Below are 17,047 nucleotides of genomic sequence, written 5' to 3' on the forward strand. Positions count from 1 at the left end.
TTCTATTCATCCTTAATTTCTATAATGTAGGTTACTCCCTGATCCGTTTGAGATTTCAGTTGGATACTGTAGCGGTCACCAAAAAAGAGCAAGAAGCGTTCATGAATATTCCGAATACCAATGGATGTCCGCTGCTCTCGGTTCTGGGCATCCATAAGCTCTCGGCTGGCTAGTATCTCTTGAATCTCAGCCAGACGTTCAGCTGGTATGCCTCGACCGTTGTCTTGGATCATCAACCTTACAGCTCCGTCTATCTTTTGAGCCTTGACACTGATGACATTGTCCTGCCTGCGATAGTCGATGCCGTGAGCAAAGTAATTTTCAATCAGCGGCTGAATACTGAACTTGGGAATCATCATTTCTTCCAAGCCTTCTTCAATTTTGAAGCCATAGGCCACTGATTTGGGATGCCGAACCATACAAAGATAGCTATATTTCCGGCAAAATTCCAATTCATTTTTCAAACTGCTTCTGGATTCATCTGAGATATTATTTCTCAGCAGACTGCTAAATTCATAGATAATATCTGCTAATTCTTCCTGCCGCTGCATAACCGCATACATCCTGATAAATTCCAAGGTATTGTACATAAAATGAGGATTGATTTGCGCCTGCAAAGCCCTCATATTGGCATCTTTTTGGCTAATCTCCAAACGATAAATATCCCGAATACTCTTGTCCAGACTATCCAACATGGTATTGGTCGTTGTCGCAATCAGAAGCAACTCCTGCTCCTTGGTCTCTGTTGCAATACGCTTCTGATTGTCACCATCTGTGATGAGATGGAGTGTATCCACAATATCAACAACCTGCCTTTGGTAATTGAGAAAAATCCTCTGCAAAGCAGCATATAAAACCCCAACCAAAATCAAACCAGAAAAAATAATCAAACCAGTGCTGAAAACCGTCTTCTCTATCACATAATGCGCAGGCACTGCCGTCTGGACAGTGTAATTGTAGATAGTTTCTTTTTTGATCCAATCATTTTGGTCAATTCCTTTTGTATCACCAAAATGCAGAATTTCTTTTTTGTAAGGCGAAATAACGCTGAGAGCGAGTGGAACATCGCCCCGCGTATTATCGACAACCTTGTTGAAGACTTCCCCATCAATCCGAATGTAAATCGTTCCGATGACTTGATCGACTGCCTTATCATAAATCGCGATGGGAAAGGCATCGCGCGCAGGTCTAAATTCCTCAGCAGGAAGCTGTTTGCCACCTCTCGCTTGCCTTGTGGAGACAAAAACAGTTTTGTAATCATTTAAAGCAATATCAATGCCTGTAACAAATTCATTTTCAACATAAATATCATTGATATTTTGGTGGAGAGATACTTGAACATAAGTAGGTACATCTGCCGATAAGCGCCAACTAGCGTACTCAGAGGGACTCATGATAAAGTAGTTATAAACCCCATCCAATTTTGCTCGATTTTCAACCAGACTTTGAGCCAGTTGATTCGCTCGGCGGTTATAATAATCCATTTCGTCAGCCAATCGAGTCACTGCTTGCTGCGCAATTTGCTCAGTTTCCTTATAACGACTATGCCAATCAGAATAAGACAAAATGATACCCAAGCATCCTACAATCGCCACCATAATGACAGCATATACTTTTAGTAAAGAATGGAGCCAAAATTTCTTCATGATTTTTCTGTTATCAACTTAGACTGGATGGTTTGGTAAATTGGGTCTAAAACATCACTAACAAAAAAGTGCCAAAGCCCAATAAAAGCAAAGAAGAGCAAAGCCGGCATGAAGTAGCTGGCAATCAAGAGCAAGATTGTCCCTAATAAGAGTTTCAACATGGCTGAAATATTGAGAAAGACGCCAATCAAAGATAATTTCAAGCTATTTTTATAAGAAAACTCAAAAAAGACCTGCAATTTCAGATAGACTGCGTATACTGCTGGTGCCAAAAGCAAAAAGAGCAGATTTGCTATCGTCAATAAAAGGTAGAAAATAGTTTGGTGAGGAAGCTGGATAAGGAGATAAATCCCATAAGATAAAAGAGCCTGCACTACAAGCAAAGTGAAAAATACTTTGTTTGTAGCAAGGAAATTTTCTTTAAACAGATCCCACGCTTCTTTCCAGTGATATTTTTTATAGTCATAGCCATATTGCTGAAACAAAGTCATGAGCACACAACCGGCTGGAGCAAGTCCAAAAACAAGACCTCCACACAGAGCCAATACCCAAAAAATTGCGGATGCAAGCATAGCCATATAAACTCGTTGAAAAATCCACTCAACTAGTCTTCCCATTGTTTTTCCTTTCTGTTCTTTGCATTTTGTACATTATAAAATTATAACACATTTCAACCGTTTACAAAAATTCCTATTACTCCAAAAAAGAAAAATCCTCCCCAAAACGAGACGAGGAGGATTTATCATGTTGCTTATTTCTTAGAAGCAAGGAATTCGTCGTATTGTTTTTGCATTTCTTTCAATACTTTATCGTATGCTCCTTCAGATTTCAGTTTGTCCATCATCTTAGGAATTTCAACATCAGGATCAACTGTACCAGTGTTGATAGCAGTGTCGTATTCTTTCATTGTGTTCGTAATGCTAGATACTTCTGCCTTAACTGGGTCTACATTGAAGTTAAATCCAAGAGCTGGTGATTCTTGTGCTTCTGCAAGAGTCTTCTTAGAATCTTCGATTTGTTGATCAGTTACGTTTTCATTGATGTAAAGAATCCAGTTGTTACCTGTGTTCCAGCCAGACATGTGGGTGTTACCATTGTAGCCTTCCAAAGTACGAACGCGGTTTTCTTTACCTTCAACTTTTTCCCAGTTTTCGCCTTCTGGACCATATACAAGGCCGTTCAGCAATTCAGGATTTGTGTTAAGCAAAGTCAACAATTCCATTGATTTTTCTTTGTTCTTAGAGTTGTTTGAGATAACGAAGTTCGCTACTTGAGTAGTTTGGCTCTTCTTGTAGTTCTTAGTCAGTTGGCTGATTTCGATCTTACGGTTAGCTACACGAGAAAGCAAGCTGTTACCATAGTCAGCAGGTCCTACTGTTTCTTCACGAACGAACCAAGAATCTTCAGACAATTGATATGCAGTATCGCTAGTTGCTACGTCTTTTGGAATATAGCCAGCTTGATAGTACTTATGGATGGTTCTGAGGCTATCCAAGAAGCGAGGAACTTCGTAACGGTTTACAATCTTAGTTGTATCGCCTTCTAAGTCAATAACGAAAGGAAGTCCGTTCGTTACAGGATAATCGAAGTTATCAGATGGGATAAAGTTCTTACCGATAGCGAAAGGAACAACTTTTGGATCTTTTTCTTTAGCAGCTTTCAAAACTGGTTCCAAATCTTGGTAAGAATGGATATTTGAAATATCGCTGATACCATATTTTTCAAGAAGTGGACCATTGAAGGCAAAGTTTTGTGAAGAAGTCACATTGGCATTAACTGGAACAGCATAGATTTTACCGTTTACAGTGTTTCCTTTGATGTAAGCTGGGTCTAAAGAATCGTAAAGCTTTTTACCTTCTTTTTTATAAAGCTCAGTCAAGTCAGCATAAGCACCCTTTTGGGCATTGATGACATAGTTTTGAGCGAAGGCGATGTCGTAGTTTTCACCTGATGAAGTGATAACGTTCATTTTTTGTTCGTAGTCACCCCAACCGATGTACTCGATATCCAACTTAGCATCGATTTCTTTGCCGATAATCTTGTTAGCATTTTCGAGCAATTTGTCCAAATTATCTGGTTTATCACCGATTTGGTACATTTTGATAACCGTCTTACCATCATCCGTTTTAGATGACTTTTGGTTGTTACCAGTAAGACTACCGCAGCCTGCTAGGAGGCCTGAGAAAGCCAGAAAGCTAGCAGAAGCTAGAGCATATTTTTTCCAATTTTTCATAGAAAAATCTCCTTTTAATTTTTTATATACAAATTTAATAATGTGAGTTTTTAATGCTGTCAGTAAAAACTCTGAGACTAAAGGGGCAAGCTATTCTTTGACGCCTCCGATAGTCAATCCCTTAACAAAGTAACGTTGGAAGAATGGATAGACGCAAGCGATTGGCAAGGTTGCAATTACGACCATGGCCATACGACCAGACTCTTTAGGTAGAGATCCTGTCAAGCCTGCAAGCTGAGCACTCGCTCCCGCACTCTTAGACAAGTAGTCCATATTTTGCTGAATCTTCATCAGCAAATATTGAAGGGGAACTAAGTTGTCACTGCGAATGTAGAGCAGGGCGTTAAACCAATCATTCCAATAAGCGAGGGCAGTGAAGAGAGTGATTGTAGCGATACCTGGAAGAGATAGTGGCAAGCAGATTTGGAAGAAAATCCGAGTCTCGCTGGCACCATCAATCTTAGCAGATTCAATAATCGCTTCTGGGATCGTTCTCTTGAAGAAGGTTCTCATCAGAATGATATTGAAAGGACTAAGCAGTAGCGGCAAAATCAAGGCCCACACTGTATCTCCTAAACCAAGCAAGTTGGTCATAACGATGTAAGTAGGAATCATCCCTGCTTGGAAGAGCATACTTGCCATTGCAAACAAGGTAAAGAAGCGTTTGAATTTAAAGCTGCGACGTGAGATAGCATAGGCGTAAGTTGTTGTGAAAAAGACATTCAAACTAGTACCTACTACCGTAATCACCACTGTCACAAAGAGTGACTGCAAGAGTTTGTCTTTCAGGCTAAGTAAGAATTCATAGCCCGCCCAGCTAAACTGTGATGGCCAAAAGGCAAAACCATTATGAACCAAACTGCTTTCATCTGTCAGCGAGATGATGATGACAAAGAAGAAAGGCAGAACACAGGAAAGCGAGAAGATCGCTATCAAGATGTTAAAGAAAAAATCGGCTTTTTTACTAAAGGAGTGAATTCCCACATTATCGACTTTCTCTTTTTGAATTTTTGGGGATTTCATAAGTTCCTCCTTCTAAAAGAGAGCAGATTCTTTATCAATTCTGCGGACAATCAGGTTGCTGACGATAACGAGGATACAGCCAACAATTGATTGATAGAGACCCGCAGCTGACGCCATCCCGATATCACCTGTACCGGTCAATCCACGATAGACATAGGTATCCAAAACGTTGGTTACACTATAAAGTGATCCTGAATCATGCGGAACAGTGTAGAACAAACCGAAGTCCGCGCGGAAGATATTTCCGACTGCTAAAATGGTTAGTACTGTGATCAGAGAAGCCAAAGATGGCAAGGTGATATTACGGATACGCTGCCATTTTGTAGCACCGTCGACCGTTGCTGCCTCATAGTAAGTCGGATCAATTCCCATGATACTTGCATAGTACAAAATACTGCTGTATCCTAAGCCCTTCCAGATACCAATGAAAAGGATGAAGGCTGGCCAGAAAGAGACCACTGTGTAAAAGTTGATATTCGGATTGTGCAACAAATTGTTCAGCAAGCCCTTGCCAGGGTTCAAGAAAGCATCTACGAAGAAACTAATAATAACCCAAGAAAGGAAATACGGAAACAGCATGGTTGTCTGATAAATCTTTACCATCTTTTTCGAACGAAGTTCGCTAAAGATAATGGCAATTCCGACAGAGAAAATCAATCCTAAAATAATGAAACCGCCATTATAAAGAATGGTATTTCGTGTAATCGTATAGGCATCTCTAGAATTAAACAAGAACTTGAAGTTATTGAAGCCCACCCATTCACTGCTCATAAGGCTATGGATGAATCCTTCGCCGCTTAGTTTGAAATTCTTAAATGCAACGACGTTTCCTAAAACTGGTATATAGAAGAACAAAACAAACCAAATAACTCCTGGTAAGACCATGAGCAAGAAAATGAAGTTTTCTTTTAGTGTTTTGATAACCTTATTCATTCAAATCTCCCTTTCTATTGTTTTGATATCGTTTTCATATTTCTATTATATGCCTTTTTTTATTCTCATTTAAACTCCTAATTATAGAAAAAACTATACAAATTATTTATCTAATATACAGATAAAAAGTAGAGTAGAACCATGAAAACTTTGATCAAGCAAAGTGTTTACGTTGTGTAAATCGTTGACGCTGTAGCGATGAGATGCCATTGGTTGGCTGTTGTAGCTGTTAGACCTTGCTCCTTATAAAAGTCATTGAAAGGCAAGATTTCTTGCTCTAATTCTTCTACAGAATCAAGCTGACCAGTTGTGTATTGCTGCAGGCGCTCCTGCGCCCGTTTGATCCGCTTGAGCAAACCTCCAAAGCGGATATCAATAGTATCCAAACCGAAAATCTTGTTTTCTTGTTGCCATTGGCGGCTAAATTGCTCGGCAAAGTCTTCCACTTTTTGGTAAAGCAAAGGCAACTCTTTCTCAGCTAGTTCTGCCAAGCGAGCTTTATCTCCTGCACCATAGGCTTTTTGAATGCCAGATGTGACAGCAATCTTCAAGGCCAAGAGCGCATTCAACTGAGCCTGAGTTTCAAAGAGATAGCTATATTCACCAGCTTTGAGGCTGACTTCTTGCAAGGACTGAGCAGCAGCTTCAAAATGCTGCTTGTCTTCTTTCGGTCGGATATGGCGTTCCAGCAAAGGACATAGAATATCCTGATAGAGGATATAACGATTTGGATTGATACCGCTGAGGTTTTCTGGCAAGCCTGGCAAAAGATTGGCCAAGTCTACTTTCATAAAATCATCAAAGGCAAGGCCTGTGCTAACTAAGAAATGCTGGGCTATTTTATCTAAATCATTTCGATAGGCCAGTTCTGCCCAAATCTGCAGGGCAGGTAGGATTGAGAATTGAGAGGTTTCTCCTCCATTATCCCCCCAGCCGGTCACAATCACTTCCTTAACATGATTTTGGCGACAGGCTTTATTGGCTTCGATGGCTACCAAGCGACTGAAATGGTTGTGCGGTGTAAAGCCAATCCACTTCCAAGCACCGCCAGCAAAGGCAATGTCCTGACTGATTTTGTGATGATTTTGGAAGTTACGGTTGTATTTTTCCTCGCTATCCTGATAGTAATCCCAGTAAACCAAGGTCACACGGTCTTTGAGACGATCCAGAGAAACGCGAGTTTCCTCTGGAATTTCCACATCACGGTCGTACTGGCCATCTGCTGACATGAGCTTGAAGAACATATCGCTCCACATCTGACAGTGGAAACCGTACTTATCAGCGATATCCAGCACGCGCTCAAGATGTTGACACATGAGGAGGCTACGGTTTTGGAAACCATGCTGAATCAAATAACGTCCGAGCCCAACCAAGTGGGCTTCGTCCATCCCGATATTTATCTTACGTGTACGAAGTTGAGACATTGTCTTAAACATGCCTTCAATAAGGTCATAGACCTTTTCTTCCCCGATCAGTAAAATATCCTCCACATCTCGAAGCTCCTGCACTTCCTTGACACCCCATTTGACAAAAGCTGACAGATGGGCCAAGGTTTGAATACAAGGAACAAAGGTCATATCAAAATCTGCAGCATAAGCCTCAATCTCCTGCAATTCTGCAACAGTATAGCGACCTCTGAAATAGCCAAAATAGGGTTGGCCTTCGATCTCATAGGTATCTTCCATGTAAAGTTCAAAAGTGGAATACCCCATCAAGGCCAAGACTTCAATCATTTTCTTAGCCGAGGTCAGATTCAAGACGGCGTTGCGAGAGCAATCGGCCATATAGGCCAAATCCTCATAAGCCGCTCTTTCCTCGATCTCCACTTCATCCTGCCCTGCTTTAAGGGCGGCAGATAAGAGGGCTAAAGCTCGATAGAGCTGATGAGGCTTATGATAGCTGACCAGATAATGTCCCTGACGGCCTTCCACCTTGATGGAGACAGCAGAGTTAGGGACAAGACTAATTCCAATCTCGCCCAAGTTCAAATATTTTTCTAAGCGAGCAAGAGCCTTTTCTTGCTTGCTTGATAATCCTACAAATGTGGCCATTGGCCTTCCTCCTGTAACCAGTTTACTAAAGCGCCATAAAGATTGGCTTCCCCCTTATAGGTACACGCTAAAATTTCTGGCACCACCGAATACTCTTCATAGTGATCGACATAATAAGCAATCGCTGAGCGGACACCTTGGATGAAGTCTGGATTTTGACTAATGGAGCCGCCCAAGCTAATCACATCTGGATCGATGAGATACTGGATATTGAGCAAACCTTGTGCAAGATTGCGGTTCATCCGCTCGATAGCTTCTTGGCAAAGGGTATTTCCTGCCGCAGCTTCTTGGTAAATCTTGCGTCCATCCCAGTCGTTTTGGCCAGTTTTTTCAATAACATAACGCACCATGTTTCCAGTTGAGGCAAGTTGCGACCAGTTATTGAGTTTTTCAGCAGGTGCTAGGGTTGTCATATAGCCAAACTCCCCACCCAAACTGTTTCGGCCACGATGGAGCTTCCCATTGATAATCATAGCTCCACCAATTCCAGTGCCGATAACCACACAGGCTGCATTTTCCAGCTCTGGATGGGCCAGAAGTTCACTCAAACCAACACAGTTAGCATCATTTTCTAAGTGAACTGGTAAACCGTAAGAAGCCAGCTTATCATACCAAGAAAAGCCGTGAATATAAGGAACAGCGCTAATCCCACCAATGACTCCTGTCTCTCGGTCAACCGCCCCAGGCACACTCATGGCAATGCCTTGGTAAGCCTGCTTGGAAAGACAAGAATCCAGCCAAGTCAGCAAGTCATCTAAATTGTCTGGTGTAGCAAGCTCTTGCTTTTCCAGTATCTCTCCTTCTTTGGACATAGCCGCAAACTTGATACCTGTACCGCCTATGTCAATTGTTGCAATAAGCATCTTTTCTCCTTTCTCTGTTTTCTAGAACTTGCAAGGCAATAGGGCAAGGAACTAAATTTTCAAATATTTAGTCCATTGCCCTAGCCTCCTCTTTTTAATCTTTTGTCAAGAGCTCTGTGCGAATTTCCTGTGGTCCTAAGATTCCATCCTTTTCTGGAAGTACTTCTTCCAAAAGGTTGACTAGGGTTTGAGAAGCAGTTGTCACTTCTTGCTCTTCTTGGGTCATATTGTAATAACGAAGTACGATACCTGACTCGTCTTCAGCCACTTTCAGGGCTGTCGGGCAGATTTCTGCTAGATTCAGAGCAGGGTGGTCCAAGGCTTGTCCAGCCGTTGCAATACTTCCTTCTTGTTTGGAAATTTGCAGAGCTGTCAACGGTGTTTGGAAGGCTTTGGCCCGACGGTAAGCAGCAAATCGCTCTTGCGGTTGGTGACATTCTACCGTGTACTCGACTTGGAAGTCACGCAGACACTGGGCTTCTGGCGTTGGGAAGTAGCCCCAGTCGCCCAGCTCACCTGTTGCCCGCAGAATGGTTACTGCAATCGTATCATCGCCTAAAATCTCGTATTCATTTAGACCTTTATTGGCTACTGTAACTGCTTTTTGATCATCATAAAGACTGACGAAGGCTTGTTGGTGCTGCGGATTTTCTGGATTTTCCCATGACGCAGCCGGCTGGTTGTTACGGCGAACTACTTCGTAAATGCTGTCTGAATCGTTGGTTTTACTGCTGTTGTGAGTTTTGAAAAGAAGGCGGATGCGGTGATCCTTAGCAGTATTGGTAAAGCGAGTCTTAAAGCGCAATTGTGGGCTGTCCGCAAAGACCGTCAACTCAGTTGTCAAGATCATAGTTGTCAATTCTGACGAACGACCTGCTGAGCGCGTCATAAACTCAACGATGCCCTTTTGTTCTTGATCCAGTAGTTCATCTGCACTTACTGGCAAGGTCAATTCATGGCTTAATTCCACCTTGGCATAGCGGGCATTGTTTTCCAACACCTTGACACCAGTCAGTTTTGCATAGATTGGCTCTGTATTTTTTGGTTGGAAGTAGATATACTCATTTCCAATATCGCCCCGATCTTCAAAGCGGAGGAAGTCTTCATAGGCTTCGTGGGTCGTCTTATCATAGACGGTCAAATTTTCATCAAAGCTGATAGTCACAAATGGAGTGTCAATTACGCCATTGCGGTAGAGGCCTTCATGCTCTTCTTTTGCACCAGGAAGCAATTGGAAGGTTTTCCAAGCCAGAGGTGCTAGATGAATCGGCAATGTCACCCGCAACTGACGGGCAATATAAGCCTGACGGAAGCGGTCTTTTGGTAGGTCATATTGGAAATTAGCTCCCAAATCCTCGATTTTAGCTTCGACATAACGACCATCCAAATCCTTCACAATCAAGTCTGGAATCGTCAATTCTGCCATTCTTCGATAGGCTTCTGTCGGATGCGCTTCCTTGAAATCACAGGTCGCAAAGGTCACATCCACAGAAACGGTATCGATCTTATCATGGAGACCAGTATTGACAACGGTAAAGAGCAGGTCACTCTCAGCTTGGCGGCTATCTAATTTTTTCTTCCATTCTTCCAGCAAGTTACTTTTGACAAATTCGCCCACTTGATTGACCTTGGCGAAGCGGGTCTCCATTTCGCGGTGAACTTCGTCAACACTGCAGCCACAAATACTATCGTGCGGAGCGTTTTGCAAGAGAGTCTTCCAAGCATAAGTCAGCTGATCTTTGTGATTGTGACCGCCTGTGATAACAGTCAGCGGCTCAACCACCTGCTCTAGCAAGTTGCTGTTTTCTTGGAAAGCCTGCTTCAGATAGATGCGGGCTGAAGAGGTATTAGTCAAGGTGTACCAACCATCCGTTTCTTGGCTGGTTAACTCGCCTTGAACTGTAGACAATTCCTCAGGCAGAGCAGCTTCCACAGCTTGCATATAGTCATCAAAAGAACTGTGGACAAAGTTGATTTCTGGATAAAGCTCATTGGCTACTCGGATAGCTTGGCTGAGGTCGCGCTGAACTGGCTGGTGGTCACAGCCGTTCATCATCAGCCATTGATTAGTAGAAGCATAGCTCTTCACATCTGCTAACTTTTGATCCCAGAAAACTTTCGCTTCTTCTAGATCTGTTGGGATTTCATTTCCATTGCTGTACCAGTTGGCAAAGAGGATGCCTAGAACTTTACTGCCATCGGCACCTTGCCAGTACATTTCAGAGTACTGAGAAGTGAATTGCTCGTCCTCCAAAACTTGATTGTCAAAGCCGATTGGCTTAACCCCACGGCCGAAAGCAGCTATATGAATGCCTGATTGCTGCAAAAGCTGAGGCGCTTGTCCCATATTTCCAAAAGTATCTGGGAAATAACCAATCTGAGTGGACTTGCCCCATTTCTTGCACTCTTGCTGACCAATCAAGGTATTGCGGACATTGGCTTCGCTAGAAATCAAATAATCATCCTGCAAGATATAGAAAGGCCCGATTTTCAGCTTGCCCTCGTCAATATAGCGCTGCAGTTTGTCGCGATTTTCCGGACGGATTTCCAGATAATCATCCAAGACAATGGTTTGCCCGTCTAGGTGGAAGCTTTTGAATTCTGGATCATGTTCAAACAAATCAAAGAGATTGTCAAAAAGCTCGACCAGATGCATACGGTGGGATTCAAAGGGGAGATACCATTCGCGATCCCAGTGGCTGTGAGAAATGATATGTACAGTAATATTTTCCATTTTTGTTCCTTTATTTATTAATTCTATACCTCAATTTTTAAATCATAATAATCTAATACTAGTTCGCAGAACATCATGTTGGCCCAGCTGAACCATTCGCGAGAATACTTGGTTGGGTCGTCCACATGGAAGCTTTCGTGCATGACACCTGTGCCACCATCGCAGGCTACGAGCAAGTCCAGAATCCGACGTTTTTCTTCCTTATCGTGCGTGGTCAAGCCTTGAATGGATAGAGCAATCGGCCAGATATAGCGGTAGAAGGTGTGCGAGCTACCAAGTCCTGCAGCATATTTGCCCTCATAATAGTAAGGGTTTTCTGGGCTCAAAATGGTGCGGCGTGTCGCTTGGTAGACTTCGTCGTCAATTGAGCAAAAGCCTAGATAAGGCGCTGCTAAAAGACTTGGTACATTCGGATCGTCCATGATGCTGGCATTCCCCAGACCGTCTACCTCAAAAGCGTAAATCTTTTCACCCTTGGCATTTTGGGTATAGGCGTAGCTTTCAATTCCTTCTTTGATTTCCTTTTGCAGGCGCAGCGCATGCGGAACAATCTCCTCAGCACCCTCTAAATTCAATTCTTCAAAGATTTCTGCCACATAGCCCAAGACAACCGTTGCAAACATATTAGACGGTACTAGATAGCTGTAAATACAAGCATCATCACTTGGACGGAAGGCTGACCAAGTCATACCTGTCACTACAAAGTCAGGGCCTTTGCCATCATTGACCAAGGTATCTTCCTTGCGATCTGTATCACGGACAAAGCGATAAGAAGACTGGTTGTGGTCCTGCTCGATCGTCCAAACTCGTAGAATTTCTTTAACACCAGCAACAAAGGTGGCGTCTAGATGACTCGTTTCCCCCGTCTCTTTCCACAAGAGATAAGCCAGCTGCAGAGGATAGCAGAGAGAGTCCACTTCGTACTTGCGTTCCCAAATCCAACCAGACAGCTCTGTATGATCTGTTTCATGGTGACCTTTCCAGTTGTCAGCGATATTAAAGGCATTAGCATAAGGATCTTTGAGAATCAGCGTCATCTGACGTTTGACCAAACCCGCAATCGTTTGACGAATGTTTGGATCTTGCTTGGCTACAAAGAGGTAGGGCTTGAGCTGAGCACTAGAGTCCCGTAGCCACATAGCTGGAATATCACCTGTCAAGACAAAAGTAGACCCATCCTCTAAAATTTGGACCGTGTTGTCCAAGGTATCCGTATAGCAACGCTCAAAAACAGAAACCCAAGTCGGATGATCCTGAGCTAACTGGGCGATAGACTCCAACCATTTCCCAACAATTTCTTTAGAATAAACCATATTCATTCTCCTTTTTCATACTCGTTTACATTCTCTAGTATAGGCTAAACAGTTTTTAAAATATATACACAAACTAAAGGCCTTTCGATAATATATTTTTGCCTTGTCCGCTGCTTCCTGATTCATGTTATAATCAAGACAAAGCAAGCTGGATTGAAGGAGATTTTCCATGAAAACAATACTAGAAACGATTGATACCCGCTATGGAACGGACAATTCCCATAGCTTTTCCCACGGCAATACCCTGCCCTATACAGGGGCACCGTTTGGTATGAACTACTTCGTCCCCCAGAGCAGCCATACAGATGGCGCTTGGTTCTTTCAACCAGACTTGCCCATTTTTCAAGGCATTCGTCTGACCCACCAGCCCAGTCCTTGGATTGGGGACTTCTCTTGGCTCTTGCTCACGCCTGTTACCGAAAAGATCAGCAAGCCTGATATCTATCACCGCCAGTCGTCGTATCGACCAGACGAGAGCATTTTTCAGCCACATTATTTAAAAATTCACTCCAACCGTTATCAAGTCCGCACGGAACTGACTCCGACTACTTATGGAGCCTGCTTCCGCTTCACAAGCCGATTGACCCAGCCTATCAGCCTTATCCTGCACAGTGAGGCTCAGACTTATTTTCGAATGCTGGACGCCTACACGCTTATAGGTAGTTTGAAAGAAGAAACCAATCCAGCCAAGCAAGCTCTGACTATGCATGTCTGCCTGCGCTTTGACCAGCCCATTCAAGCCAGTCATGCCCTTGGAGAGGACTTGGTTCTAGACTTTGAGCAGGGACAACTACAATTCGTCCTAGCCACTTCCTTTATCTCGGAAGAGCAAGCCGTGACGAATCTGTCCCAAGCTGACTTTGATAGGGTGAAAGAGCAAACCAAGCAAGCCTGGGAAAGTTATCTCCACCGATTTGATGTTGTGGAGCAGAGAAAAGTTGACCGCCGCATATTTGACCAGACTCTTTACCGCCTTTTCCTCTTCCCTCAGACCTTTTATGAAATCGATGCTGAAGGACAAGAAATTCATTGGGACTTTACCCATCAAACTGTCCAGTCTGGAAAATTCTATACTAATATCGGTTTTTGGGATGGTTTTCGTACCAATTTTCCTCTACTAGCTCTTATCGCACCAGACATCTATCATGACTTTCTAGAAGGATTTCTGAATTTCTACAAAGAAACGGGTTATCTACCCAAGTGGCTGGCTCCTGATGAACGGGGCATGATGCCAGGCACCTTGATTGACGGTGTTATTGCGGATGCAGCTGCGAAACATCTCATTCCCGACCTAGAACAGGAATTGTTCCAAGCCATGCTAGACACAGCCGAGAAAGAAGATCCTTCCCAACGTTACGGCCGACACGGGGCTAGCGACTACCAAGCCTTGGGCTACCTGCCAACAGATTATCATGAAAGCGTCAGCCACACGCTGGACTATAGTTACAGCGACTTTTGCATTGCCAGCCTAGCCAGCAAACTCCACGAGGAACAAGTAGCCCAGCGATACGGCCAGCAGGCACGCCATTACCAAAACCTTTTTGACTCAGAAACGGGCTATATGCGTGCCAAAGACCGACAAGGACAATTCCGATCCGACTTTTCTCCTTACAGCTGGGGACGAGATTATGCAGAATGCTCTGCTATGCAAAATACGCTCAGCGTCTTCCATGATATCGAAGGCTTAAAAGAGCTCATGGGCGGTGAGGCAGCCTTTACCGATTATCTGACTAGGCTCTGTCAGGACCAGCCTTATTTTGATGTCAGAGGCTACGGCTACGAAATTCATGAAATGAGCGAGATGGTGAATGCTCATTTTGGCCAGCTAGCCATTTCCAATCAACCTAGTTTTCATATCCCTTATCTTTTCCGCTATAGTGCCAAGCCAGAATATACTAGTCTCCTAATCAAAAGCTTGAGAGAAGAGGCTTTTCAGGCTGGTTGGCAGGCTTTCCCTGGTGACGAAGACAATGGCAGCCTCTCAGCTTGGTATATCTGGAGCGTCTTGGGGCTCTATCCGACCTGTCCTGGCAAGCCTCACTATGACTTAGGCATTCCGCTCTTTGACCATCTGCGCCTCTACCTGCCACAAAGTCAAAAATGGCTTGATATTTACGCTCATGATAACTATCCCCACTTCCAGTTTGTGAAAAAGGCAGAATTAGACGGACGAAGCCAGCAGCGAGTTTCGCATGAGGACTTACTGGCTTCTGACAGGCTGGACTTCTACCTGTCTTGGTTGCCAAATTCATCCTCTACACAATCATAAAAACAGCAAAGGAGGCTGGGACAAAAGTCCTAGCCTCTCAATTGTCTTTGGATTGTCGAGCAAGACGCAGTGGTTGAGTGGGCTCTACTAGGCTGATTTCATCAGCTTTTACAACCCTACTCAACTGTGCGGAGGTGAGACGACGAAATCGTATTCTAACGAATTACCGATTGCTGTCCCACTCTTCTTTTCTCATTCTAACTTCCCTTGACCTCAATCTTGAGTCTGCTTTGACGACCATCCTCTCGGCTAGCACAAAGGTAAAAATTCAATTCTTGCTGACCTGTGAAAGCCAAGGTTGATAAGGTCAACTCTTTTCTCGTCTCACCTGGAGCAAAGGTCACATCCCAGATTTGATCCTCATAAGCTGTTCCGTGCGTTCCTGTGCCAGGCTCCGTAACCAGTCGGATCTGCTCCGCCTGCTCCAGTCCATCTAAACGACGCAGACGAATCTGACTTGCTTGCCCCCCGATTACTGTGTCCTCTGCTTGTAAAAGTACCAAACCAGAAGGCCTCTTCTCTTCCTCCATGATCGCTGATGTCCTGTACACGCCCAGCTTACTCAACAGTGGCAAGGCTTGAAAATCTGTCAAAATCAAGCGCAAGTAACGAGCCTCGACCATTTCGCCCAAAAGCAGACGCTTATAGCCAATCGTCTGACCACGGGCAAAGACAGTCCAAGCATTCTCTTTCTTCACTTCTAGGATAAAGCCTGCTACCCGTTGCCCTTTGGCAATCGGTTCTCTGATTTCTAGCAGATTAAAAGTGCAGCTGTAACCTAGGTCAATCTCCAAGACATAGGAAGCCTCCTCCGCATTCGGAGCCCAGAAGCTATCCCTTTGACCATCCGTCAAATTGCTTGCTGGATAGCCTGCCCTTTCACTGCTACTTGTGACTTCGGCCTCCGTAGCCAAGTCTTGATCGTAAAGGCTAGAGATAAGCTGATGAAATTCCTGCAGGCGCTGGACATCGACTTCCGCCAACAAGCCCTCCTTGGTCGGAGGCACATTGAGCAAAAGCGGTGTCCCCCGCCCCACCGAAGCCAGATAAATATCCAACAAATCCGCCAAGGACTTGGGTTGCTGACTTTCATGATAAAACCAACCCGAACGCAGGGAAACATCTGCTTCTCCAATAGAATAGTGCGTACCGTCTGGATCGCCATGGCAAAGATAGACAGGCGGTGTCTGCTCACTCAGCTTTTCCGGTCGAATCTTCTGCCACAAGGGATCGCCAGCTCGGCCACTTTCATTGCCAATCCAACGTAATTCAGTCGCTTCAGTTGAAAAAATGACAGCGTCCTTTTGATAGCGACGAATGGTCTCAAACCAAGCCTCAAACTCATAGGAAAGCTTTTGAGCCCCTTCTCCACGCGCCCCATCCATCCAGATTTCAACAAATTTCCCTTTATTGCCATAGAGCGGATTACTCAATATTTCTTCTAATTGCTGCTGATAGTACTCATTGTAGGATTCTTGAGTATCTACGTGATAGAGCGGACTGTGGGCATCCCAAGGCGACAGATAAAGCCCCAAATCCATATCATACCGACTGGCTGAGCGTGAAACCTCAGCCAAGAGATCACCCTTACCATCTCTCCACGGACTGGCAGCAACCGTATAGTCTGTATAACGACTTGGATAAAGAACAAAACCATCATGATGCTTGACCACGACAATGACCCGTTTAAAGCCTGTTTCTTTCAGAACTCTGATCCACTGGTCTGTATCTAGTTTAGTCGGATTGAAACGCTTGGGATCTTCTTGACCATTTCCCCATTCCTGCTCGTAAAACGTATTGATACCAAAATGGATAAAAGCTGCCAATTCATCTCGATGATAAGCCAGCTGGGCTTCCGAAGGCAAGGGACCATAATCCGCAATCTCTTCCAATTTTTTCATAAGTCTCGCTATTCCTCATTTCTTCCTAGTCAATCTCTTCTCTAGCTCCACTATAGCAAAAAAAGAAGACGCTAGCAACGC

General features: G+C 43.9%; 11 protein-coding genes. 1 reads left to right on the plus strand and 10 read right to left on the minus strand.

The window, feature by feature from the left end; genetic code table 11:
• Positions 1 to 2: 2 nt before the first annotated feature.
• The 9 genes from FXF62_RS08055 to FXF62_RS08095 all read right to left on the minus strand — a co-directional run bounded on the left by FXF62_RS08055 (position 3) and on the right by FXF62_RS08095 (position 12,796).
• A complete protein-coding gene (locus FXF62_RS08055; RefSeq protein ID WP_149518343.1) occupies positions 3 to 1,646 on the minus strand; it encodes a sensor histidine kinase in 1,644 nt (547 codons plus the stop codon).
• On the minus strand, positions 1,643 to 2,263 hold the full coding sequence (locus tag FXF62_RS08060; protein ID WP_149518344.1) for a DUF624 domain-containing protein: 621 nt from the start codon (positions 2,261 to 2,263) through the stop codon (positions 1,643 to 1,645). Before FXF62_RS08060 ends, FXF62_RS08055 begins: the two co-directional genes overlap by 4 nt.
• A gap of 134 nt (positions 2,264 to 2,397) precedes the next feature.
• Positions 2,398 to 3,879 carry an ABC transporter substrate-binding protein gene (locus FXF62_RS08065; RefSeq protein ID WP_187984256.1) on the minus strand — a complete coding sequence of 494 codons (1,482 nt, stop codon included), beginning with the start codon at positions 3,877 to 3,879 and terminating at the stop codon, positions 2,398 to 2,400.
• Positions 3,880 to 3,969: 90 nt separating this feature from the next.
• Positions 3,970 to 4,902 (minus strand): carbohydrate ABC transporter permease, encoded by a 933-nt coding sequence (locus tag FXF62_RS08070; RefSeq protein ID WP_015605842.1) that lies wholly within the window; start codon positions 4,900 to 4,902, stop codon positions 3,970 to 3,972.
• A 12-nt stretch (positions 4,903 to 4,914) separates the two neighbouring features.
• Complete coding sequence (locus FXF62_RS08075) at positions 4,915 to 5,835, minus strand: ABC transporter permease (RefSeq protein ID WP_149518346.1); 921 nt, start codon at positions 5,833 to 5,835, stop codon at positions 4,915 to 4,917.
• A gap of 167 nt (positions 5,836 to 6,002) precedes the next feature.
• Positions 6,003 to 7,886 (minus strand): family 20 glycosylhydrolase, encoded by a 1,884-nt coding sequence (locus FXF62_RS08080; RefSeq protein WP_149518347.1) that lies wholly within the window; start codon positions 7,884 to 7,886, stop codon positions 6,003 to 6,005.
• Positions 7,871 to 8,749 carry an ROK family protein gene (locus FXF62_RS08085; RefSeq protein ID WP_149518348.1) on the minus strand — a complete coding sequence of 293 codons (879 nt, stop codon included), beginning with the start codon at positions 8,747 to 8,749 and terminating at the stop codon, positions 7,871 to 7,873. Before FXF62_RS08085 ends, FXF62_RS08080 begins: the two co-directional genes overlap by 16 nt.
• A 94-nt stretch (positions 8,750 to 8,843) precedes the next feature.
• Complete coding sequence (locus FXF62_RS08090) at positions 8,844 to 11,483, minus strand: alpha-mannosidase (RefSeq protein WP_149518349.1); 2,640 nt, start codon at positions 11,481 to 11,483, stop codon at positions 8,844 to 8,846.
• 23 nt (positions 11,484 to 11,506) lie between these two features.
• On the minus strand, positions 11,507 to 12,796 hold the full coding sequence (locus FXF62_RS08095) for a glycoside hydrolase family 125 protein (protein ID WP_149518350.1): 1,290 nt from the start codon (positions 12,794 to 12,796) through the stop codon (positions 11,507 to 11,509).
• 169 nt (positions 12,797 to 12,965) lie between these two features.
• Between FXF62_RS08095 and FXF62_RS08100 the strand changes: the two genes are divergently transcribed.
• Complete coding sequence (locus FXF62_RS08100; RefSeq protein WP_149518351.1) at positions 12,966 to 15,065, plus strand: GH92 family glycosyl hydrolase; 2,100 nt, start codon at positions 12,966 to 12,968, stop codon at positions 15,063 to 15,065.
• A gap of 197 nt (positions 15,066 to 15,262) precedes the next feature.
• On the opposite strand, the gene FXF62_RS08105 is transcribed toward FXF62_RS08100, so the two are convergent.
• Complete coding sequence (locus tag FXF62_RS08105) at positions 15,263 to 16,966, minus strand: alpha-L-fucosidase (RefSeq protein ID WP_149518352.1); 1,704 nt, start codon at positions 16,964 to 16,966, stop codon at positions 15,263 to 15,265.
• Positions 16,967 to 17,047 lie beyond the last annotated feature (81 nt).

The sequence above is a fragment of the Streptococcus cristatus genome (genome assembly GCF_008369405.1).
GTDB lineage: Bacteria > Bacillota > Bacilli > Lactobacillales > Streptococcaceae > Streptococcus > Streptococcus cristatus_G.

Coding starts and splice junctions, on each gene's coding strand:
- FXF62_RS08090 (WP_149518349.1), bottom strand. CDS start 11,483: ATGGAAAATATTACTGTACATATCATTTCTCACAGCCACTGGGATCGC.
- FXF62_RS08055 (WP_149518343.1), bottom strand. CDS start 1,646: ATGAAGAAATTTTGGCTCCATTCTTTACTAAAAGTATATGCTGTCATT.
- FXF62_RS08060 (WP_149518344.1), bottom strand. CDS start 2,263: ATGGGAAGACTAGTTGAGTGGATTTTTCAACGAGTTTATATGGCTATG.
- FXF62_RS08100 (WP_149518351.1), top strand. CDS start 12,966: ATGAAAACAATACTAGAAACGATTGATACCCGCTATGGAACGGACAAT.
- FXF62_RS08070 (WP_015605842.1), bottom strand. CDS start 4,902: ATGAAATCCCCAAAAATTCAAAAAGAGAAAGTCGATAATGTGGGAATT.
- FXF62_RS08065 (WP_187984256.1), bottom strand. CDS start 3,879: ATGAAAAATTGGAAAAAATATGCTCTAGCTTCTGCTAGCTTTCTGGCT.
- FXF62_RS08105 (WP_149518352.1), bottom strand. CDS start 16,966: ATGAAAAAATTGGAAGAGATTGCGGATTATGGTCCCTTGCCTTCGGAA.
- FXF62_RS08095 (WP_149518350.1), bottom strand. CDS start 12,796: ATGGTTTATTCTAAAGAAATTGTTGGGAAATGGTTGGAGTCTATCGCC.
- FXF62_RS08075 (WP_149518346.1), bottom strand. CDS start 5,835: ATGAATAAGGTTATCAAAACACTAAAAGAAAACTTCATTTTCTTGCTC.
- FXF62_RS08080 (WP_149518347.1), bottom strand. CDS start 7,886: ATGGCCACATTTGTAGGATTATCAAGCAAGCAAGAAAAGGCTCTTGCT.
- FXF62_RS08085 (WP_149518348.1), bottom strand. CDS start 8,749: ATGCTTATTGCAACAATTGACATAGGCGGTACAGGTATCAAGTTTGCG.